The sequence below is a fragment of the Dyadobacter sp. Leaf189 genome, assembly GCF_001424405.1.
Classification (GTDB): domain Bacteria; phylum Bacteroidota; class Bacteroidia; order Cytophagales; family Spirosomataceae; genus Dyadobacter.
The window spans coordinates 1-22,994 of record NZ_LMPS01000010.1 but is presented as its reverse complement, the minus strand read 5'-3'; the positions used below and the strand labels follow the sequence as shown (position 1 = coordinate 22,994).

At 43.5% G+C, this 22,994-nt stretch carries 18 protein-coding genes and 1 rRNA gene; 1 reads left to right on the top strand and 18 read right to left on the bottom strand.

Annotation, left to right across the window (positions count from 1 at the left end):
• Both ASG33_RS25410 and pruA read right to left on the bottom strand, forming a co-directional pair.
• Positions 1-91, bottom strand: a 16S ribosomal RNA gene (locus tag ASG33_RS25410); the annotation flags it as partial.
• Positions 92-337: 246 nt separating this feature from the next.
• Positions 338-1,969, bottom strand: a complete 1,632-nt coding sequence (gene pruA / locus ASG33_RS25405; RefSeq protein WP_056292393.1) for an L-glutamate gamma-semialdehyde dehydrogenase — start codon at positions 1,967-1,969, stop codon at positions 338-340.
• Between the two features lie 190 nt (positions 1,970-2,159).
• On the opposite strand from pruA, the gene thrC reads away from it, so the two are divergent.
• Positions 2,160-3,470, top strand: coding sequence for a threonine synthase (thrC, locus tag ASG33_RS25400; RefSeq protein ID WP_056292390.1), 1,311 nt, complete (start codon positions 2,160-2,162; stop codon positions 3,468-3,470).
• Positions 3,471-3,597: 127 nt separating this feature from the next.
• On the opposite strand, the gene ASG33_RS25395 is transcribed toward thrC, so the two are convergent.
• The 16 genes from ASG33_RS25395 to ASG33_RS25320 form a co-directional block, all read right to left on the bottom strand.
• Entirely contained in the window at positions 3,598-5,412 is a 1,815-nt protein-coding gene (locus ASG33_RS25395; protein ID WP_229238863.1) for a tetratricopeptide repeat protein, read from the bottom strand.
• A gap of 441 nt (positions 5,413-5,853) precedes the next feature.
• Positions 5,854-7,461: an Ig-like domain-containing domain gene (locus tag ASG33_RS25390; RefSeq protein ID WP_056292387.1), complete on the bottom strand. Its 1,608-nt coding sequence runs from the start codon at positions 7,459-7,461 to the stop codon at positions 5,854-5,856.
• Between the two features lie 66 nt (positions 7,462-7,527).
• Positions 7,528-8,424, bottom strand: coding sequence for a bifunctional 2-polyprenyl-6-hydroxyphenol methylase/3-demethylubiquinol 3-O-methyltransferase UbiG (locus tag ASG33_RS25385; protein WP_056292385.1), 897 nt, complete (start codon positions 8,422-8,424; stop codon positions 7,528-7,530).
• Complete coding sequence (gene mnmG / locus ASG33_RS25380; RefSeq protein WP_056292382.1) at positions 8,425-10,287, bottom strand: tRNA uridine-5-carboxymethylaminomethyl(34) synthesis enzyme MnmG; 1,863 nt, start codon at positions 10,285-10,287, stop codon at positions 8,425-8,427. It lies immediately after the preceding gene.
• 54 nt (positions 10,288-10,341) lie between these two features.
• The gene (gene ybeY, locus ASG33_RS25375) at positions 10,342-10,755 is read right to left on the bottom strand and encodes an rRNA maturation RNase YbeY (protein WP_056292378.1); all 414 of its coding nucleotides are present in this window, start codon (positions 10,753-10,755) and stop codon (positions 10,342-10,344) included.
• 193 nt (positions 10,756-10,948) lie between these two features.
• Complete coding sequence (locus tag ASG33_RS25370; protein ID WP_056292403.1) at positions 10,949-14,269, bottom strand: DUF4175 family protein; 3,321 nt, start codon at positions 14,267-14,269, stop codon at positions 10,949-10,951.
• 126 nt (positions 14,270-14,395) lie between these two features.
• Positions 14,396-15,133 (bottom strand): outer membrane beta-barrel protein, encoded by a 738-nt coding sequence (locus ASG33_RS25365; protein WP_229238861.1) that lies wholly within the window; start codon positions 15,131-15,133, stop codon positions 14,396-14,398.
• Positions 15,134-15,224: 91 nt separating this feature from the next.
• Entirely contained in the window at positions 15,225-16,028 is an 804-nt protein-coding gene (gene trpA, locus ASG33_RS25360) for a tryptophan synthase subunit alpha (RefSeq protein ID WP_056292375.1), read from the bottom strand.
• Positions 16,025-16,384: a Dabb family protein gene (locus tag ASG33_RS25355; RefSeq protein ID WP_056292396.1), complete on the bottom strand. Its 360-nt coding sequence runs from the start codon at positions 16,382-16,384 to the stop codon at positions 16,025-16,027. The genes trpA and ASG33_RS25355 overlap by 4 nt, the downstream gene beginning before the upstream one ends.
• 70 nt (positions 16,385-16,454) lie before the next feature.
• The gene (locus ASG33_RS25350) at positions 16,455-16,655 is read right to left on the bottom strand and encodes a hypothetical protein (protein WP_056292372.1); all 201 of its coding nucleotides are present in this window, start codon (positions 16,653-16,655) and stop codon (positions 16,455-16,457) included.
• Positions 16,656-16,676: 21 nt separating this feature from the next.
• Positions 16,677-17,876, bottom strand: a complete 1,200-nt coding sequence (gene trpB / locus ASG33_RS25345) for a tryptophan synthase subunit beta (RefSeq protein WP_056292369.1) — start codon at positions 17,874-17,876, stop codon at positions 16,677-16,679.
• Between the two features lie 6 nt (positions 17,877-17,882).
• Positions 17,883-18,533 carry a phosphoribosylanthranilate isomerase gene (locus ASG33_RS25340; protein ID WP_056292367.1) on the bottom strand — a complete coding sequence of 217 codons (651 nt, stop codon included), beginning with the start codon at positions 18,531-18,533 and terminating at the stop codon, positions 17,883-17,885.
• Positions 18,530-19,348 carry an indole-3-glycerol phosphate synthase TrpC gene (trpC, locus tag ASG33_RS25335; protein WP_056292366.1) on the bottom strand — a complete coding sequence of 273 codons (819 nt, stop codon included), beginning with the start codon at positions 19,346-19,348 and terminating at the stop codon, positions 18,530-18,532. The genes ASG33_RS25340 and trpC overlap by 4 nt, the downstream gene beginning before the upstream one ends.
• Before the next feature lie 45 nt (positions 19,349-19,393).
• Complete coding sequence (gene trpD, locus ASG33_RS25330; protein WP_056292363.1) at positions 19,394-20,383, bottom strand: anthranilate phosphoribosyltransferase; 990 nt, start codon at positions 20,381-20,383, stop codon at positions 19,394-19,396.
• Between the two features lie 42 nt (positions 20,384-20,425).
• Entirely contained in the window at positions 20,426-20,992 is a 567-nt protein-coding gene (locus ASG33_RS25325) for an aminodeoxychorismate/anthranilate synthase component II (RefSeq protein ID WP_056292360.1), read from the bottom strand.
• 72 nt (positions 20,993-21,064) lie between these two features.
• A complete protein-coding gene (locus ASG33_RS25320; protein WP_056292358.1) occupies positions 21,065-22,486 on the bottom strand; it encodes an anthranilate synthase component I family protein in 1,422 nt (473 codons plus the stop codon).
• Positions 22,487-22,994 lie beyond the last annotated feature (508 nt).

Genomic DNA, 22,994 nt, shown 5'->3' with positions numbered 1-22,994 from the left:
CGTACGACAGTGACATTGCTGCCCCTTCGCCTTGCATGTATTAAGCCTGCCGCTAGCGTTCATCCTGAGCCAGGATCAAACTCTCCATTGTAAATATTGCTTGCTACTAATAGTAGCTTAATTCTATTCAAACGAGTTTTTCTTACTCCTTTGGTTTATCTCATCATGTCAAAGAACAGTGCCAATCACGCTTTCTTTACTTCTTTTCTCTTGCTCTGTTTGCGATTGGGATTGCAAAGGTAGCAAAAAAATTTTCGGTTGCAATACTCAGCTAGAAAAAAACTTCCATTTTTATGAAGTTCTTTATTAAAGAAAATTTTAACTGAGCTACATACAATTATCCGCGCTCCAAGAAGGGATATTTGTAATTTGTAGGCGAAATCAGGGTTTCTTTAATGGCCCTCGGTGAAACCCATCGAAGCAAGTTTAAAACTGAACCAGCTTTATCATTAGTCCCAGATCCGCGTGCACCCCCAAAAGGTTGTTGCCCTACAACTGCGCCTGTGGGCTTATCATTGATGTAAAAGTTTCCAGCCGAATTAACCAGCTTCTCCGTTGCATATTGTATAGCATACCGGTCTCTGGAAAACACTGCGCCGGTCAAAGCATACGGCGATGTCTGATCAATAACCTTGATGATTTCGTCAAAATTATTTTCATCATATATATATACCGTCAACACAGGGCCGAAAATCTCTTCGCACATCGTGATATAATCGGGTTTGAATGCACGAATGATCGTAGGGTGTACAAAATAGCCCTGAGATTTGTCAAACGTCCCTCCGGCAATAATTTCAGCATCATTACTTGTTTTCACTCCATCTATATAGGTAGCAATTTTATCAAATGATCTCTCATCAATCACAGCATTGATAAAGTTGCCAAAATCTTCGACACCGCCCATTTCGATCTCAGAAAGATCTTTAAGCATTAAAGCCTTAACATCGTCCCACAGATTAGCCGGAATATAAGCCCTTGATGCAGCTGAACATTTTTGTCCCTGATATTCAAACGCTCCCCTTATTAAAGCTGTGGCTAATGCTTGCGGATCAGCTGACTTGTGTGCAAGCACAAAATCCTTTCCGCCGGTTTCACCAACAATTCTCGGGAAGGATTTATACACGCCTATATTCTCTCCGATCGTCTTCCATATGTTCTGAAAAACCTTTGTACTTCCTGTAAAATGAATCCCGGAGAAATCAGGATGTTTGAAAATAATATCCCCGGCAATAGGTCCGTCGACCAGGATCATATTAATAACTCCGTCGGGAAGACCTGCTTCTTTGAAGACTTTCATGAGCACATTTGCAGAGTAAACCTGAGTAAATGCAGGCTTCCATAACACTACGTTTCCCATCAATGCAGGCGCAGCAGGTAAATTTCCGGCAATTGCAGTAAAATTAAAAGGGGTAATTGCAAACACAAATCCCTCCAAAGGACGATACTCCATGCGGTTCCAGACACCATCTGATGAAATGGGCTGCTCTTCATAGATATCACGCATGAAATTTACATTGAGTCGCAGAAAATCAATGATCTCACACGCTGAGTCGATCTCAGCCTGGTAAGCATTTTTCGACTGTCCAAGCATCGTTGCTGCATTGATTTCTGCTCTGTACGGACCAGCTATTAAGTCGGCTGCTTTCAGGAAAATAGCGGCACGTTGCTCCCAGTTTAGCGAAGCCCATTCGTGCCGGGCTTCTAATGCTGTTTTTATCGCCTTACTAACGTCATCTGCATTCCCTTCATGATAGTAACCCAGTAGATGCTGATGATCGTGAGGTGGCGCTATTTTCTTTTTGTTACCTGAAAAGATTTCCTCCGAACCAATGTATTGTGGAATATCGATCACTTTTGATCTTGCCTCTTCAAGCGCTTTCTTTAATAATGCTCTTTCCGGGCTTCCGGGAGCATAGTTCTTAACCGGCTCATTTTTAGCTGCCGGAACATTGAAAATACCTATCGACATATTATTTAGTCTGTAGATTGTTAAATGAAAATATATTGAAAGACTTATTTTAAAGAACTAAACGGAAGGTCTGGTACCAATAACATCAATGACTGTGCTATCGGTTTCCTGATATCAGAATCTCCAATCGCTTAGCGCAGGTATTTTAACTAAATTTGCTGTCCTTAACGAAGAAACAGATTTTACTAAAATGATATTTCACAGCACCAAAAATGCAGCCTTGAAAGCCTCTCTGGAGGAAGCAATTTTTAACAGCTTGCCACCAGATAACGGTCTTTACATGCCGGAGTATATTCCCAAAATATCAGAGGATTTTCTGGTGGATATAGAAAATCGTTCGTTCAAGGAAATTGCTGTTGAAGTTGCGACTACCCTGTTTGAAGGCGAAATTACCAGAAGTGAGCTAGAAAACATTATAGAACACGCCTACGATTTCGAGGCTCCGATTGTCGGGATTGCACCTGAGGATTATGTTTTGGAGCTTTTCCATGGGCCGTCAATGGCTTTTAAAGACTTTGGTGCCAGATTTATGGCTGCGGTAATGTCGCACTTCCTTCTCAAATCAGACAGGGAAATAAAAATTCTGGTTGCTACATCAGGAGATACCGGAGGAGCTGTTGCACAGGGGTTCTATCAAGTACCTGGTATCAGTGTCACAATCTTGTATCCAAGTGGAAAAGTAAGTGAGATACAAGAAAAACAATTAACTACGCTCGGCCACAACGTTACTGCCATTGAGGTTAATGGTACTTTCGATGATTGCCAGAAACTAGTAAAAGAAGCTTTTTTGGATCCTGAACTTCGGCAGCATTATAATCTTGCATCAGCTAACTCGATCAATATTGCACGATTGATTCCTCAATCATTTTATTTCTTCTCTGCTTTTGCCCAGTTAAAGAAGTTAGGAAAATCAATTGTCTTTTCTGTACCAAGCGGCAACTTCGGTAATTTGAGTGCGGGCGTCCTCGCTTTTAGAATGGGACTACCTGTTGAACATTTCGTGGCGTCTACTAACCTGAACAATGCGGTTCCCAGATATCTGACGTCAGGACTATACGACCCACACCCTTCCATTGAAACAATTTCAAATGCCATGGATGTCGGCAGTCCCAGCAACTTTGTTCGGTTACAAAGATTTTTCGGTGACGACTGGAAATTGGTGACCGAAAAAATTTCGGGTGCCTTCTTCACCGATGAAGAAACGCAGCAAGCCATGCGGGAGGTTTTTGAAAGTACAAATTATGTAATGTGTCCTCATACTGCAGTTGCCTACCTGGGGTTGCAGAAATATCGTAAAGAGTCAGGTGCTGATTTTACAGGAGTTTTTCTTTCAACCGCTCATCCAGCCAAATTTATCGACCTGGTAGAACAAACTTTGGGAAAAAGCATTGAAATCCCGGCAAGACTCGAATCTTTGCTCCATATTGAAAAAGTAGCAGTAAAAATGGAGCCAACCTTTGAAGACTTCAAGAACTTATTATTGAATGAGTTAGCATTGTAAGTCTGCTTTTTGTATCGCCTGAGATTTAAATGGATGGAAGCTGACCGGGTCTGACTCTGAAATATGCAAATGTAAAAGCGGTCAAAAGCATACACTTTTTACCGCTTTTACATTTGCTGCCAATATCTTAATTAATCACATCACCACGCAGGATCCGGAAACGTTTTCTCGATTCCGCCACGAAGATGCTACCCGGATACTTTTCCATCAGTTCCTGGTAAAGCTTCATCGATTGTTCTTTATCATTCAACTTTTCCTGATAAAGCTTTGCCATAGCAAACAATGCATCATCTCCATAAATGTCGTGACCGAACTTTGAGTATAACAGTTTGAGACTTTCGAGAGCTTGCTGGTTACTGTCAAGCTTAATGTAAGTTTTAGCAGTGAGCCAAACAATCTCATCTGTCAAACTGTGACTTTGATACTGCTGATACAAACTCTTAAGAGAATCTATCGCTTCGTATTTTTTATTTTGAAACAATTGAAGCTCCACCGCCGAATAGCGTTTCATTGCAGTTTCGGTACTATCCAGGCCTGTGTTATCCATGATAAGGAGAGACAAATTATTGGCGTCATTTGCAATTTCTCTTGATGTTGCCTTCTTTAAAATGTCAAGTACTGCTTTCGCCAACTCAAATTCTCCTTTGAAATAATGGAGCTTAGCATTTCTCAGCTTTGCTTCATAACCGAGCAGATCATCCTTCTGCGATTTTTCAACTTGTGAATACACCAGTGTAGCCTCCCACGGTTCTCCCTGAAGTAAATAAATGTCACCCAGATCAAGCTTGCATTTGTCTACGAAATTCTTCTCCTGCTTCCCTGCCTCTATCGCGATCTGAAGTGTTTCGGTCGCTTTCTTAAAATCATCCATGTAGAATGCATAGAGGATTGCCATGTTTCTAAGGGCTTCTATTGTACGTACGTTAACGCCAAGCTCATCGACCAACTCCTGGTATTGACCGAGCAATTTCTGAACCTCTCCGCGCTTGATCGGATACGTATTTTTTACCTGCTCTTCCCTGGCGAAAATGGCCATTCGCCGTGACACAGGATAGAGCTGACCCTTCGGATATTCTTTTACCAAATGATCGAAAATGGTACCGGCATTCTGGTAATCCAGGTTCTGCAATGCGAGCATTCCAAGATTATAGAGCCTGGCCCCATTGTGCTTGAACCGTCTGTCCAAAGCTCTTTCCTGAATAAATGCTTTGTAAAAGTCCTTTTTCTGAATCTGGTACCAAATCAGCAATTCGTTGTAAAAACCTTCGTTAGGGAACTTCTGAATTTTATCATACAGTACTTTCTCTAATAAAGCCTGCTCCTTCTCATCCTTTGTGAAATCCTGAAGCATGTTCTGTACCACCTCCGTGTTCTGGTACCGCATCCCATAAGATAACAATTCATCTATCATCTTCTCGGGCTGATTAAGATCCCGGTAGACACTCGCCAGTTCCAACTGGAAAATGTCGTTTCGCTTGATGGATTCCCTCGCTTCCAGGAGGATATTCTTGGCCCATTCAGGCTGACTTATATTACGGAATTCCTCAGCCAAATCACGTTTGAGCTCGATTTTAGCACCTGATGATACCACGGCCTGCTCATTCTTTTTAGAAGCCTCCTGCGGCTTTCCCTGCGCTTCCAGCAGCATTCCCCAGTACAGGTAATACCAGCTTGCATTCCCGGCGTCGGCTTTGATCTGTTTCTTATAGAATTGTTCAGCAGCAGACCAGTCTTTTATTTTGATGATACAACTGGTGTAGTTCTTGAGAGAGGATTTCTCGAAGCTAGTCTTGAGAAGATTGTTGTAATAGGTTAATGCTTTCGCGCAATCTCCGTTTTTGAAGTACTCCTCGGCCATTTCCTTTTCGCTCTGGGCCCGCGCCGCTCCCGCCACGGCCGCAATAATCAAAACTATTATCAGCAACTCGCATACCTTTCTCATAATAGAAAAAAGACTTTTTGTTTTTAATTACTATTGTTCTCTAGCGCTGTGGATATGTAGATAAAACGTTTGTCCACTTAAGATCCACATAGTTATCCACAATTTGTTAATAACTTAAGGAATGAATGAGGATAACTTTAGTAAGAAGTCAACATCTAATAAGCTGAATGACAATGTAAACATTATTCGGGGAAGAAAAGAGTGTGGATAAGTGATTCTCGTAGCCTGTTTTGATTAATCCACATTCTCAACTGTGTATCAACAGGCTGTTAACTCAAGGTTAGCTAGTATTTTATCCACTGGAGGTAGAAGACCGGATATTTATCAACGCTTTTTCCGAGTTATTCACAGACTTATCCACAAAATCATACCTCTTACCAACAAAATTCACGGCTTATTCACATAGTTATCCACACTCTAGGGATAACTTTTCATTAAATTTCATTTAGGAATGACAATGTTGATGTCATTGAGCTCGAAATTGGCCTTCAACATGACCTTATCAGGCAGATAGTAGATAGCTTCCGGTTGCCGGCCTTTGGCCATTTCGCCCGTATCCCATTTTTGATTTTTGTTTTTGTCTACAATGACACGCAGTAGGTACTTTCCCTGTGGTATATTCTGAAAATTGTAGGTTGTGTTTTGAATGCGGCTGATCAGCTTGAATTGCTCATCTACGAGTTCTACAATATAATTGCTCGCCGTGTCAGCGTTGACTACCCTGCCCCTGATTATTCCGAAATCCTCAGCATTAAGAACAGGGTGCTTGATGAACATTCGAGCGAGTGTATCCCCCTCTACACTGATTACGGAACCTTTTGGTATATCCCATTTAATAGAGTCTTTGGCGAAGGATTTCGCACTAATGAGTACAATATTGTGATTTGCATTCCACTCCCATTTGAACGAGCTGAGCGGCTCATGAGACAGGCTGTCTGTAATCAATGTGATCTTTTTGTCGTCCAGGTATTGAACCGGCTTGTTTAATATCAGTTTGTAGGTGAATGTATTTTCAAGAGGTTTGTTCGATTCTGGTAGTGTTGTTAAAGAGAATGGATCTTTTTGACGCTCCTTCCCTCTTGGCTGCTGAAAGGCGATTTTTTGTTCAAATTCCGTAGTTGTGCCGAGCGAGTCCGTTGCGACAAGCTTTACTAATGTGGAGTCAGGGTGTGGTTGAACATTGAAAAATTTGAGCGAAGTACCTTGTTCAAGCAAATACGGAAGGGTATCCTTGTTCATAAAAGTCACGTCGACTTTCTCAACCGGTTTACTGAAAATGACTGCATAGTTGTTGACGCGCGGAGTGGTTCTCTGGATCTTCAAGGGTGTGTTATCCGACAAATACATGGAGATATTGTAGGAGATAGAATCTACGCCGGCAGTTACATTCTCGTTCAGGAAGCCAGTGCGTTCGTCTCTTGCATTGTACAGCATATTTCTGTTCTTATCATCAATTGCGACAAGCTTGAAAGTTTTGGTTTGAATATTTTCAATAGAGAATACGCCACTGCTATCGGTTCTGGAGAAATAATAAGGTTTTTGCTTCGCTATATCGAGCGTATCGCTGATGTTGTAAAGGCCCACCAGCGCGTCGAAAATGGGCTTGTTAGTCTGAATATCCTTAACCACCCCATATACCCTCCCGGAGTCGAGCGAGGAGCCTGTACTAAAGACAATTTTCAGGTTTTTTGACGGATTTTTTTCAGCAAAGTCCTTAATAGCGTCTCCAAAATTCAATGTGAATGTAGTACTGTCTTTAAAGTTGTTTTTGAATGTCAGCAGCACCGATGTTCCATTCAGTTTGTAGGAATAGGGATTATCTGCCTCCGGGGTAATTACCAGCTTTTGATTGATGTTATCTACAACCACATATTCATCAAAAAACAGCTCTACCTTTTTGCCTTTAAAGTTCAAGGTTTTGTTAACTGGGACGCTTTCTACCAGATTAGGCGGGATGGAATCTTTCTTTCCTCCCGTAGGCGAAACCTGCTGGGCGCAACGATCGAATAAAAACAAAAAAAGAAGGGCAAACAGAATGGTCCGGATCATAATCAGTAGTATTTAAAAAGCCCCGGTACATGGTTGGTACAGGGGCTGAAACAATGCGTTTAGATGTTATTTCTTTTTGATAATGTAAATAATGCTCGATGTATTAATTGCTCTTTGTGGCGACGTTCTTCCTTTCCAGTTAGATGTGAGGCCAGTGATTATACTATCTGCCAGATCGATTTTTTGCTTCTGGTATTTGGTACTGAGCATACTCACGTAAAACGAATCAAACCACATCGGGAGTGTCTCTTTTACTTCCATTCCGTGCTTCTCCATAAGCAGTTTCATGCTGCCTTTGGTGAAGTGGTACAAATGCCTCGGTACATCGTAAGCTGCCCATTGCTGCTTGTATTTTTGAGCATCGTAGGAGTCAGGATTTGGTACAGCAATGACAAGTACTCCCGTTTTGCTGAGGTGCTCAGTTAACCAATCGACAGTTTCATTCAGCTTGTGAACATGTTCCAGAACGTGCCACATCGTAATAGTATCATACGTTTGAGCACCTATTTCCGGTTGAAAAATGTCAGTGTAAACAGTAGCCCCAATTCGTTCTGCTGCCACTTTTCTTGCACCTGAGTCCGGCTCAGTTCCAAAGACCCGCCAGCCATTATCCTGAATAGACTTGGCAAAGCTGCCCGTTCCGCAACCAATATCCAGTAATGTACCTTTCTGCTGGGAGTGTTGGTTAATCAGCTTTATTTTCTGCTGAATAGTATAATCCCGTACGGATGTATACACCCGGCTCATCAGATCTTTGGAATCATCATGATGGGAAATATAGTCCTGCGACTCATAATACGAGCCTATCTCCTGCTCAGCTGGCCGTGGATTAGTGAATAGGAAATGGCAGGATCCGCATTCCTGAATCTGAAATTTTTCTTTCGAAACTGTGTAGTCCACGACGGTTAAATGTTCGTGGAAGTTGGTATTCTGGCAAACCGGGCAATTAATTATTGTTTCCAATTATCGACCTATATAAAGCATTAAAACGGATATATCTGATGGACTCACGCCGCTGATTCTGGAAGCCTGTCCTATTGTGGCAGGGCGCGTGCGTTTCAGCTTCTCACGCCCTTCAAAGGATAGCGAGGTAACCACGTCATAGTTGAAGTTCTCGATGATGCTCAGATTTTCCAACTTGTTCATCTTTTCAACCAGCAGCATTTCTTTCTCTATATAGCTGTCATATTTGAGATTTATCTCGGCTTGCTGAACGGATTCCAGGCTGAAATCCTTGATCAGATCTGCTATAATCGGACTGTGTTCTGCCAGTTTTTCAATGGAAATCTGCGGACGTTTCAGCAACTGAGCAACAGCCACTTTTTCTCTGAGTTGCGCAGTGCCGAGTGATTCAAGTGTATCGTTGATTTCTTCCGGGGTAACTTTATTGGACGAAAGCGTTGAAATGATAGCCGTAACTTCCTGTTGTTTTTTATGAACAGCATCCAATCTGTCCTGGCTAGCCAAACCAATTTCGTACCCCTTCTGAGTTAATCTGATATCAGCATTGTCCTGGCGGAGCAATGTGCGGTACTCAGCTCGGGAGGTAAACATCCGGTATGGTTCCTCAGTGCCTTTGTTGATCAGATCGTCGATGAGTACGCCAATATAAGCTTCCGATCTTTTCAGTACAAACGGTTCGAGTTCGTTTACATTTTGATGCGCATTGATACCTGCCATCAAACCCTGACAAGCTGCTTCTTCATAGCCCGTAGTTCCGTTAATCTGCCCTGCAAAAAATAGATTTTTGATCAGGTGTGTTTCAAGTGTTGATTTTAGCTGTGTCGGCGGAAAGTAATCGTACTCGATCGCATAGCCCGGGCGGAACATTTTTGCATTCTCAAAACCTGGAATTTTCCGTAGTGCAGCGTATTGAACGTCCTCAGGTAATGAAGTCGAAAAACCATTTACATATACTTCAACAGTATCCCACCCTTCCGGTTCAACGAAGATCTGGTGACGGTCTTTATCTGCAAAACGGTTGATCTTGTCTTCGACAGACGGGCAATATCTTGGTCCAAGCCCCTTAATGCGGCCCGAAAACATAGGCGATTTTTCAAAGCCGGTTTTCAGAACATCATGTACTTCCTGGTTGGTGTAAGTAATCCAGCAGCTCCGTTGCTTAGCCAGTGGCTTCGTATCCGTGTAAGAGAATTTGGCTGGCTTCTCGTCACCAGGTTGCTCCTCCATTTTAGAGTAGTCGAGTGATCGGCCGTCTACGCGTGGCGGCGTTCCGGTTTTCATTCGTCCTGCTTCAAATCCGAGTTGAACAAGCTGCTCAGTGAGCCCAGTAGCAGACTTCTCTCCGGTACGTCCGCCACCAAAGTTCTTCTCGCCAATATGAATCAGTCCATTCAGGAATGTACCATTGGTAAGAACAACAGACTTGGATTTGATCTCGATACCAAGACTTGTTTTCACACCTCTCGCTGCTCCATTTTCAATAATAAGCTCTTTGGCTGTATCCTGCCAAAAGTCAACATTAGGATTATTCTCGAGAATGTTCCTCCATTCGGTTGCAAAGAGTGCGCGATCGCTCTGGCAGCGCGGGCTCCACATAGCAGGACCTTTTGAAAGATTAAGCATCCGGAACTGAATCATTGTCTTGTCACTCACGATACCAGACTGTCCTCCCAATGCATCAATTTCACGGACGATCTGTCCTTTCGCAACGCCGCCCATTGCGGGGTTACAGGACATTTGCGCGATGGTATGCATGTTCATTGTAATCAGCAGTACCTTAGAGCCCATCGTAGCTGCAGCCGCAGCTGCCTCACATCCCGCGTGCCCCGCTCCTACTACTATCACGTCATATTCTTGAAACATAATTTGTATTCTTGTTAAACCACTTTAGTTAAAGTGTTCCACGTGGAAATTTAATTAGAAGCGTGTAAGATGTTGATTTTCCTTCTCCCTCATCAAAGCCTTCTCTTCATCATTAGAGTCGCCATAGCCCATTAAATGCAGTAATCCGTGCACAAGCACGCGCCTTAGTTCTGTCTCAAAATCCACCTGAAACGTTTCTGCATTTTCCCTCACTCTGTCGACGCTGACGTATATGTCGCCAGCCAGTTGCTTCTCTTCTTCACTGTTATCAAACGTAACAATGTCCGTATAATAATCGTGGTTGAGGTACTCTTTATTGATTTCCAGAAGGTAATCATCGGAGCAAAATATGTAATTCAATTCACTAATGATATAACCCTCTGATTCTGAGGATATTTTTAACCATTTCTTGGTTTTTAGAGGACGCGGGAGGTTAAATTCTACGTCTTCGGAAAAGAAATTCAGCATGCTTTTTTGGAAACTTTGTCAAACATAACCGGCTTACCGGTTACTTGCTTCGACGTAAAGATTTGATGATAAATATTTTACAAAAATAGCAAGGATATTCATAACAAAAGAACCAGCAAGCTACGGTTGTCATCAGCGTTTTCTTAAAACGTGTTAAAACCTCGCCTGCTGGTTCAACAAGAACCGCCTTTGATCAGTTCTTTGCCTGGTACTTGCGGAAGTAAGTATCCACCTCTCTCTTGTAGAATGGAGAGAATGTAGGAGGAATCGTGCGCAGCAGTTCCGTTTGCTTTTCCTTTTCGCGAATGTATTTTTCAAATGCAGCAGGTGGCTGGCGTGGCTGCTGTTTTGCACTTTGCGCCTTGCGCTGTTCATCCTCGTCCTGCTCCTTCATTGCTTTTTCAGATTCAAGCAGGCGTGTTGTAATTTCCTGGTTACGCTTGATCAGTTCTGGTGTAATGCGTTTGTTCACGAGGTCTGTCTCGGTCTCATCCATTTTGTCCGCAATTTCCTGCAGCTCCTTGCCCATCTGCTTTCCAACTTCCGAGCCTTTCTGAGATTCCATCAGATCCTGGATCATCTTACGGATGGCGGCTTGCTCAGCGGCCATTCTCGCCAGCTTTTCAGAGCTGTTACCCTGCCCCTCTTTGCCCTCACCAAGTTGCTTGATCTGCCCATTCAATTTTTCCTGCATTTCTCCCATTCCCGGAGAGTTGCCCTTTTGCTTGCCTTTTTTCCCTTTTCCTGCTCCTGGCATCGCCATTGCCATTTGCTGCTGCATCTGGTTGAAAACGTCGCTTAACATCAATGCCAGGTTATTCATCGAAGTCATCGCTGATTGTTGTTTCGATGTCGCGGAATTGATCTGCCTGTCTTTAATGCTTTTCACACTTTCATCCATGTAGGATTTCATATCGTTGAGCTCCCGGGTGATAAATGCCTGGATCTGCTCGGCGCGACCTGCCAGGGAATAGAGACTGTCTTCTACTATTTTGGCGTCGTCCTTCAATTTCAGTTGCTGCTGGCCAAGCTTGACAAACCGCGGGTCTTGCAGGCTTACACCTTTAAAATCTTTCATCAATGCTTCCTGATCGAAAGAAAGTGTAATCAGGTTCTCAAGAATGTCACGCAAATCATCCATGTTTTCCTGCATCTGTTCCATCTCCGCAGCTTCCATGGATTCTTCCATTGACTGCGACATTTTCTTCATCGATTCTGCGGCCTTTTTCTGGGCTGTGGACGCTTTTTTATTCTGTTGCCTTGCTAGTTGCGCCTTAGCTTCTTCCATCTGCTCAGCAGCGCCTTTTTGCTCCTCTTTCTGGGTGTCAACAGGCTTTTCAAGTTCCTCGCCCATTTTTTCTATTTCCTTCGCATTATCCTGCGCCTTTTGAAAATCCTCCTGGATTTTTTCCTGCTCTTTTTTCAGTTCTTCATTCTTACCAGCTTTATCTTCCTGGTTCTTGTTTTTGTCATTTAGCTCGGTTTTTTCAGCAAGCATATCTTCTTTCTCCGCAAGATCATTGAGCTTGTCCACCAGATTTTCCATTTTCTGTTCAAGCTGCATTTGCTTGAAAAGCTTCATGGTCCGTTCCAACTCCTTTTCAAGGTTGTTCTCCTTATTCTTGAGCTTTTCCATAAGGCTGGACATCCGCTCACTTTGTTTTTGTTCCAAAAGCTTTTTCAGATCCTTATAGAGCTTATCGGTATTCTCATCCATTAAAGCATTCATCAGCTTTTGAAGCTGCTCGATCTTGTTTTGCAGCTCCGGACTTTGTTGGTTAAACTGCCGGGACTTCTCATTCGAATTCTGATGTTTCTCCTGCAAAGCCTGCAATTCTTTCATCAGCTCCTCCCGTTTGCGTAGTACCTCTTCAATTTGCTTCTGCTCCTTGAAATCAAGTTCTTTATTGCTTTTCAGGCGGTTATCCAGGTTTTCGATATCCTTCTGAAGATTCTGAGCCTTTTTCATCGCAGACTGGATCTGGTTCTCAGTTTCCTGTTCAGATTTTTTGATCTCAGCTTCGAGCTGATCCTTGGAAGGAACTGTAAACTGAATGGAGCGCGAGCGAGCACTTTTGGCTCCATTGATGCCGTCGTTATCCCAAACCTGCGCGTAGTATTCGATCTTGTCGCCAGGCGCGAGTTTGAGGCTGTCTACATACCACTGGAAGAAAAAGCTCTGTGTATTGACTGTTTTGTTAAATGGGATGGGAATTCCTTTGGGTTGAGAAGCTTCTTTCTGCCCCGACCGGTTCACAGTGTAGAACATTTTGAGCTGAGAAAACCCGTAATCGTCGCTGATCGAGCCGCCTAGTACAAGGTAATTGTATAGCGTGGTATCCTGGAAATTTTCGAGTGTCAAAACCGGATGTTTATCAGGAATAACATTGATGAAATAGCCAATCTTGTCTGCATTCGTTGTCTCATCATTTTTCAAACTTACCTGATACTGCGCGGATCTTTTGACTGACTTCCGGATCTGGAAATGTTCACCGCTACTTTCTTTTGCCTGGTACAAAGCCGAATCATTTTCGAATTTGATCGCAAGTGAATTGGTGGACGCGGTATTGAAGTACCATTCAATGGTAGTACCCTCTGGAACTGACAAATTGCCGACGTTACTCAGTCCCTCCGAAGGTTTATTCAGGTAAGCCGGATAATGCAGGTTTACATCAAAGGACAGCAGCGAAGGCCGCTCATTTACATCAATGCGGTACTCGTCAGAAGCAAAGCCCGCAGCGTCGAAAGAGAAAGTTACATCGCGCTGCAGATTTTTGAAGGTATAAGCAAAAGAGCGATTCCCCTCTGAAGTAAGTTTAAAGCGGGAGCCGTTTTGTACCAGGTACACAGCAGCCGGCAGCGCCTCACCTTCCAGTTTTAGTTTTAATGTAAAGTCTTCGTTCCGGAATGCCTTCAGATTTTTGTTTTCAAGAACAAATGAGAATGGAGCGTAAGTATAGTTTTTCTGAAAATGGATAATCCGGTCAGAGCTTGAAGAGAAAAAAGCAGGGTTAAACAACAAAATTACTGCAATTGCAGCCAGCGGATATATCGCATATTTAACGCGTTTCCTGTTCTCATTGAAGCGTATCGCATCGGAAAAGCGGACTATGAGGAGTTGATTGGATTTCTGTTTGATACTGGCTTCAATCAGGTCTGACTGGCTGCCCGACAAGCTTCTCAATTGCAAGGTATTCACCAGTTTGTCGCCGATCTCCGGAAAATACTGCCCGATTTGCAATGCAGCAGCCTCATCAGAAATCGGCTTTTTTAGGCCTGACAAATGAATCAAGGGCTGGACAACCCATTGAAATACCGAAAATACAAGCACAGCCAGAAAGCCGAAGAAAAGCATTCCGCGCACAACCGAGCTGAACCGCCCAAAGTATTCGATGGTATTGAAAAACAAAAAGACAGTCAGCAAAAGACCCAACGAGAAGATGATGCCTTTCAGTAACTGATTTTGATAATATTTTTGACGGTATTCCTGAATGCGCAGCAACAGGCCTTCCATTGCCGGAGTGAAAGGTGCCATATCTATCCTCGTTATAACTGTGGACTTACAACGTATGCAGGAAGCAAAAATTACCAGCTTCCCGCATATGCTTTAAACGAAGAAATATAGTGAATTACCGTGATATTATAATGTAATTAATAACCCGGCTGAGGCGTAATTGATCCAGTTGAAATTGTAAACATCATCGACGTCAGCGCCACCTTCCACAACCCGGTAGCCCAGCTTCACGCCCAGTTTGTTGTTGAGCTGATAAGCAACGCCCGCAAATATGTCCTCTGCGCGCCCCTGTTTTGAAGCAAGCGCATCACCTTCCAGGATGACAGACCACCGGTAAGACGGCTTCAATGCGACGTAGAAATTGATCAGCGGAACAAACCCCAGGTTATCGAAGTGCGTGTCTGAGGATTCATTTTGAAAGCGTACATCCGCATCTCTGATTTTGGCTGTAAGCCCCACCCCTACCTGCGCGCGAGCCCGTGAAATAAGATCGTATCGATAAGTAAGGCGGTAAGAATTAAATTTGTAATGCACCTTAACAGGCTGGCCAGCCAGGAAAGTCGTGTTGTTGAAATTGATATTCCTGTTGAAATTGCCCTGGTAAGTAACTGTCAGTGGCGCGTACAGAAGCGAAATGTTGTGTCTTTTTGCGATGGTATAACCCGCCCTGATCCGATAAAAAACCTTTGGATCTATACTCAGATCTTCCGGCAGGTTCACGATAGTACCGCCTACATTCGGTATCCTGACTTTATTGTAATTCGTACCCAGTACCAATCCGCTTTCCAGGTCCAATTTGACCTGCGCATACAACTGAATGGAACAGAGAAACAGTAGAGAGCTAAGAAGAAATTTCATTTTCATTTGCACCAGTTTTTTAGATAAAAAAACAAACAACCCGTCGGGGTTGTTTGTAAAAAATTGATGCCTGAAGAAAATTCAAATTGACCGTCGGCTAAATCTCAACAGCCTCCGGCGCATTCTTAACTGATCTTACAAAAGACTTGACATCCTGTTCCAGATCGGTAGAATTCTGCAAAACACGGATAAATGCACTCCCGATAATAGCGCCGGCCGCCTGGCTAGAAGCCTTCCGGAAAGTAGCATTATCCTGGATACCAAAACCGATTAACCTTGGATTGCGCAGGTTCATCGCATTCAGCCTGCTGAAATAGGATTCCATATCCGCGCTAACGCCCGATTTTGAGCCTGTCACGCTCGCAGAAGACACGGTGTAGATGAAACCCTCACTGATCTCATCTATTTGCCTTATACGCGATTCTGAGGTCTGCGGCGTAATCAAAAAGATATTTAACAAACCGTAAGAATCGAAAATGGACTTGTATTCATTCTGGTACACGTCCATCGGCATATCGGGTAAAATCAACCCGTCTACGCCCACCTCGGCACAAGAGCGGCAGAAATCTTCCACTCCATACTGCAAAACAGGATTGACGTAGCCCATTAAAAGCACAGGCACGGTGATCTTCTCGCGCATGTTTTTAAGCTGTTCAAAAAGTACCTTCACAGACATACCGTTTTCCAGTGCCCGATCATTGCTTTTTTGAATCGTCTCGCCGTCGGCGACGGGATCGGAATAAGGCATTCCTATTTCAACCAAATCGGCACCTCCGTCCTGCAAAGCCTGCAAAACACGAACAGTATCGTTCAGTTCAGGGAAGCCTGCTGTAAAATATACATTCAACAGTCCGTCACCGTTTGGCTGTCCCTGCTGAAAAAGTGCTGTAATCCGGTTCATTCTTTTACCCAGTAATCTACTACCAATACTTTGTCCAGGTGCGGGCCCAGGACTTTACCAAAAGCTTTGTGATCAGGATGAGGAAGATATACTTCACGACCTGCCTCACTGTCAAATGTGACAAAAAACACGTGCGTAAAACCTTGTGACAAACCTTCGGGACTGTTATTGGTACCCCACTCCAATCCTTTAATCTCTTTTATTTTGGAAGGAAGCGCCCTGAATGCATCTTCAACTTCTTTTACCTGGGCAGGAGTTGCTGAATCTTTAAATTTGAAGAGAACAACGTGACGTAGCATTTTCTTGGAAGTTGTGGTTTGTGCGGAAACGAATGTAGCAGATCCGATCAGGAACATGCATGCAAATAAAACCTGCTTGAAATTCATTGTTTTGAGTTTAGATAGTAAAAAATGGTAATGCATTTGGCTACGCGGAGCAGTTGAGGCACTCACCTTCGTCACTGAATTTCAGACGGTCAAACTCTCCCAGCTTTTCTTTCAGTTCGAGTACTTCGTCTTCAAAATCACATCTTTCAAACAAAGACAACTCTCCGGAATTAATTTTTTCTTCTAACTCCTTAATTTTCAATCTTAAATCAAAAACTTCGGGTAGCGTTAATGTAGCCATAGACGTTATATTTAGGTGAGATCAATCGATGTATTTCATATAAGTAGCCATATCCTTATCTCCCCTTCCGGAAAGATTAAGTACTACGGTTTCATTCTTTGTTGCGCCCAGCCTTCCCAGAATAGCCAGCGCGTGCGATGATTCCAGGGCAGGAATAATGCCTTCCAGGCGCGTTAGTTCAAATGCAGCCTGCACAGCCTCCTCGTCGGTAGCGGACAAGAATGTTCCTCTGCCGCTGTCGTAGAGATATGCGTGCTGTGGTCCAATGCCCGGATAATCAAGGCCGGCCGAGATGGAAAATGGTTCAACTACCTGACCGTCTTCTGTTTGCATTAAAATAGTCCTGCTACCATGCAGCACACCCGGCTTACCCAGCGCAGTTGTAGCTGCGGAATGCCCGGAAGAAATGCCCAGACCTGCGGCTTCTACTGCCACAAGCCTCACGTTTTCATCGTCAAGAAAATGATAGAATGCGCCCGCTGCATTACTGCCGCCACCTACGCAGGCAACTACGTAGTCGGGAGTTTCTTTGCCGATATGCGCTTTGAGCTGCCATTTAATTTCTTCTGAAATGATAGACTGAAAACGTGCTACCATGTCCGGGTAAGGATGAGGACCAACTACTGAACCGATGATATAATGTGTATCAACGGGATTATTGATCCAGTGGCGCATTGCTTCATTGGTAGCGTCTTTCAGGGTTCTGGAACCGCAGGTAGCTGGTCTTACCTCAGCCCCAAGCATTTTCATGCGTGCTACATTAGGTGCCTGGCGCTCGATATCGAGCTCGCCCATGTACACAATGCATTCCAGGTCCATTAAGGCGCAAACAGTGGCAGTAGCAACACCATGCTGGCCAGCGCCTGTTTCAGCAACAATGCGCTTTTTTCCAAGTCGCTGCGCCATTAATATCTGGCCAATGGTATTGTTAACCTTATGTGCGCCGGTGTGGCACAGGTCTTCCCTTTTCAGGAATATATTGGTCTGGTACTTTTCAGAAAGACGATTAGCCTTGTAAAGCGGTGTCGGCCGGCCTACATAGTCGCGCAGTAAATCGCTGTATGCTTTTTGGAAGGAAGGATCATCAATTATCTGTAAATAATTTTCCCGCAATTCCTGTACGTTCGGGTATAGCATCTCAGGAATGAATGCACCTCCGAACCTCCCGTAATAACCATTTTTATCTACCTGATAAGATGTCTTTTCTGCTATATCTTCCATAAGAATTTAGGCTTCTGCTTCCTCTTTTTCTTTGATCCGGATCAGATCAAACAATTCCTGCAATTTGGAAATGTCTTTGATGCCCGGCTCTGTTTCAAACTTGCTGTTTACGTCGATGCCGTAAATAGGCAGTGTTTTTGACAATTCTATGATCTCTTCTATGTTATCCAGCCCGATACCTCCGCTTAGGAAGAATGGCTTTTCGTTGTCGTATTTTTTTAGCAGGTTCCAATCAAACGATGTACCGTTCCCGCCCGGGTTGGCGCCGGCAGTATCAAACAGGAAAAGATCGCAGAATGATTTGTAATTATTGAGCATTGCGAAGTTGAACTGCGCATTGATGGAGAAAGCTTTGATCACGCTCACGCCCTTTTGACGAATGCTGCGGCAAATGTCGGGCATTTCATTTCCATGAAGCTGCGCGTACTGCAAGTCGTACTTTTTGACCATATTCAGAATGTGGCCAGGGCTTGCATTCACGAATACGCCTACTTTTTTAATGCTTTGAGGAATGCTCCTGATATATTCTTCACTAATTTCTTCACCAACAAAGCGGGGGGATTTTTCGTAAAAGATGAATCCGATAAAGTTAGGTTTAAGGGCGACCACCTCTTCAATGTTACTTTGCTGGCGTAATCCGCAAACTTTAATTTTCATAGAAACAGGGGATTTAAATTGCTATGTTGAGTTATATCCTTTTGTAAATCAGCTAGTGCGGCGCCAGGATTTACTGTTTTCATAAATGTCTCACCGATCAGGAAACCTTTATATCCGTTCTGGTATAATCTGGTGATTGTTTCTGCATCCTTCAAACCGCTCTCTGAAATCTTGACAAAAGAATCGGGGATCATGCTACTTAATGCAACCGACGTTTCAATAGCTGTTTCGAAAGTCTTCAAATTACGGTTGTTCACTCCCACAATATCAACGCTATCGTTAAGGGTCTCCAGCAGCTCTTCTTCATTATGGACCTCCAACAACACGTCAAGCCCAAGTTCATGCGCTCTGTGGCTTAAAAACGCGACTTCCTGAGGCGTCAGACAAGCCGCAATCAACAGAATTACATCAGCACCCATTGCTTTCGCCTCAAAAAGCTGGTACTCATCTACGATAAAATCCTTGCGCAGCATAGGAATGGATGGATTAGCTTCGCGTGCTTTAAGGAAATCGTTGAAAGATCCGCCGAAAAAATCGACGTCGGTCAACACAGAAAGTGCCACAGCGCCTGCATTGACGTAGTCACGTGTAACAACCTCTGGACTTACCTGATCATTTATAATGCCTTTGGAAGGAGATTTCCGTTTGAATTCAGATATGATTTGCGGATTTGTTGCCGCTCTTAAAGCTTTTGCCAGCGAATGGGTGGATTTAGAGAAATAAATCTCTTTTTCAAGATCAGAGAAGGACTTCTCTTTCTTTGATTCGAGTACTTCGATCTTCTTACGGGCAATTATTTTCTCTAATATATTCATCTAAGGGCCTGATAACTCTTATTTTATGCCTGAGACCGGTTGTTGCTAAGCTTCAACCAACTTTTTAAAACTATATAACGCCTTTTTACTCTCCAAAGATTCACGGGCAGCAGCCACCGCATCGGTCAGTGCCAGGTTTGGGTTAGCGCAATGCAAGGCTAATGCCGCATTTGCGATCACCGCCTGCTTCTGGGAAGGCGTCGCAATATCATTCAAAACATTCATGAAAATCTCAGCAGATTCCTTGACAGTCTGGCCACCGGACAAATCCTGTGCGCGCAAGGTTTGTAGCCCTAAATCAGAGGGGGAAAAGATCTGCTCATATTGAGCAGTGATGACTTTAAAAGGGCCTGTTAATGACACTTCGTCGTATCCGTCTAACGCGTGAAGAACTAAAAATTTCTTATCCGTTTGTTGGTAAAGATAAGCAAAAAGACGCGCTAATTCAAGACTAAACACCCCTACAAGCTGCTTTTTGGGAGATACCGGATTGACCATCGGACCCAGCATATTGAAGAAAGTTTTGATCCCAAGTTCGCGGCGGACAGGCGCTACATTTTTCATTGCAGGATGGAAAAGAGGTGCGTGCAAGAAGCAAACACCAGCTTCTGATATCTTTTTTTCCAGGTATCCTTTGTCGTTCGTGAATGTGGCTCCCAGATATTCGAGCACTGTTGAGGAGCCGCAAAGCGAAGACACTCCATGATTACCGTGTTTGGCAACCTTCTGTCCGGCACCAGCGACAACAAAGCACGACAGGGTTGAGATATTGAATGTATCCTTTCCATCACCGCCGGTCCCGCAAACGTCGATCGGATCGTAAGCAGAGAGATCAAGAGAGAGGCAGAGTTCAAGCATTGCGTCCCTGAAACCTTCCAGTTCTTCCACCGTAATACTGCGCATCGCATAGATGGTCAGGAATGATGCGATTTCAGAGTTTGAATATTTGCCGGTACTAATTCCCAGCAACACGTCTTTTGCCTGCTCCTTGCTAAGCATTTTGTACTCAAACAAGTGACTAAGAATATTTTTCATGCTTACTATACTACTTATTGATTATTGAACTAAGAGGGTTTCTTAAATTTTCAACCAGTTTTCAAGCATTTCTTTACCGTGCTCTGTTAGTACCGACTCCGGATGGAACTGCACGCCCTTAACGTCATATTTCTTGTGTGAAAGTCCCATTACCCTTCCTTTCTCGTCAACTGCGGTAATGGTCAGATCTTCGGTGAAAGATTCCGGGATAACAGTCCAGGAATGGTATCTCCCGACTTTGATTTCGGCTGGAAGGCCTTTAAAGATTCGTTCACTGCTGTCTGTAACGATGGCCGTGTCACTGATTCCATGCAGTACATCTGTCATGTTCTCGAGTGTCGCGCCATAAACCTCCCCAATTCCCTGGTGGCCCAGGCAGACCCCCAGTATGCTCTTGCTAGGGCCAAACTCACGAATAAGCTCGTGCATTATACCTGCTTCCGAAGGTATTCCAGGCCCTGGCGAAAGTAGAATTTTGTCATATTCGGATACTTCATCGAGGCTGATCTTATCATTTCGAAAAATATCTACCTGGTCGTGCAGTTCACGCAGAATATAGACCAGGTTGTATGTGAATGAATCGTAATTATCGAGAACCAGAATTTTCATTTTATGATCGCTTCAAATGGATTGTATATTACTTGATAGTCCAGAAACATAGATGCAGGACTTTCTCCGATTCTAAATTTCCTGTGCAACCTTAATAGCCTGGCGAAGAGCAGCAAGTTTGTTATTGATTTCCTGCAATTCACTTTCTACGTCTGACTTGGCCACAACACCCATACCTGCCCTGAAAAACAATGTATTATCCTTACTCAGGAATGTTCTGATTGCAATTGCGTGGTTGAAGTCGCCATTAAAATCCATAAAACCGATAGCTCCGCCGTAAATGCTGCGGTTACTGGTCTCCATTTGATCAATGAGCTTCATTGCATTGTGCTTTGGCGCTCCGGATAATGTTCCTGCCGGGAAAGTATCTGCGACTAATTGTAGCGGATTAACATCTTTCTTCATCTTGCCCACTACTTTGGATACCAAATGGATTACGTGAGAGTAGTATTGAACCTCCTTGTAATTGGTAACCTTTACTTCGTCACAGCTTCTGCTAAGATCATTTCTCGCAAGATCGACAAGCATTACATGCTCTGCTGTTTCCTTCGGATCGTTCAAAAGTTGCTGTGCTGCTTCTGCATCAGCCAGGTCATCTCCCGTTCTCTTGAAAGTGCCGGCAATAGGATGAATTTCAGCCTGGCCTTTTTTGATAAAAATCTGTTTTTCGGGAGAAGAGCCAAAAATTTTATAGCTACCGTAGTCGAAATAGAAGAGATAAGGGGAAGGATTAATTGATCTCAGAGCGCGGTAAACATTGAATTCATCACCCTGGAATGCGTGGCTGAACCTTCTTGAAGGTACGATCTGGAATACATCGCCGCGAAGGCAGTGATCGATCCCTTTTTGGATTACAGCGCGCATCTCATCATCTGTAACATTGGAAGTTTCATCAGAGACTGTTGAAAATCCGTATTTAGGGAAATTTCTGTTTTTGATCAGAATTTCAATTTGCTCAAAACCGTCGTCATCCACTTCACTTCCATACTGATGCTCAAATATATATAGCTCGTTTTTGAAGTGATTGATGGCAATAACGTATCTGTAAACCTGGTAAAAGATTTGATCGATAGCAGTCTCGGGGCTTGCTGGTTGTATCTCTATATCCTCAAAGTACGTTACTGCATCGTAGGTCATGTGACCAAACAATCCATTCGTTATAAAGGGGAATATTGATTTTTCCGATTGAAAACTTTGGGCAAAGGCATAAAGAGCTTGTACAGCGTCTTTTTGGTTGGGAAGTTGGTAATCAGTAACCTTTCCATCGGGAAATTGCTGAGTTACAATGCCTGAATTTAGTTTGAAAGAAGCTACCGGATCACAGCAGATATAAGTAAATGAGTTTTCATTTCCGTGGTAATCTGAACTTTCGAGCAGGATAGTATTCACAAAACGATCCCGCAGTTTGAGATAAATAGATACGGGGGTAAGTGTATCAGCTAGTAATTTCTTAAATCTGGTGGTAATAAGGTATTTTTTTTCTTCAGTATTCATGGGTGATCATTTCGAAAAGTGCATAAAAAAACGGCTCGCTGTCAGATGAACAGCGAGCCGTGTGAAAGTATATCTTATACCATACAATAGCCTACTCGTCCATCTTGATAAGACGTGCACGCCACCACCATATAGTATTTACTGTTTTCATCTTTGGATTCTTTGTATTCAGTTAGGCAAATATAAATAAAAACAGGATCTATCAAAAATTTTGAAAAAATATCGGTTAGTGACTATACATATTCGAATGGACTGGATCTTACTGCAGCCTGATTGCCTATGGATTAATCTAATTTCTTGCTTTTTGCAGTAGTATTTAAGAACTGTCGGGAAAAATACAGTTACATGTTCGGGGGCAGCCTGCTAAGCACAAAAAAAGCCCCACATTTCTGCGGGGCTTTTAATTGTGTTGGTATTGTGGCGACCAGGCTACGCGCCCCGCTTACTTTACCAGGTTTGATCCAAGTATCATCGGCGGTTCTGGGCTGGGCGCCCCCGGCTTAGGCAG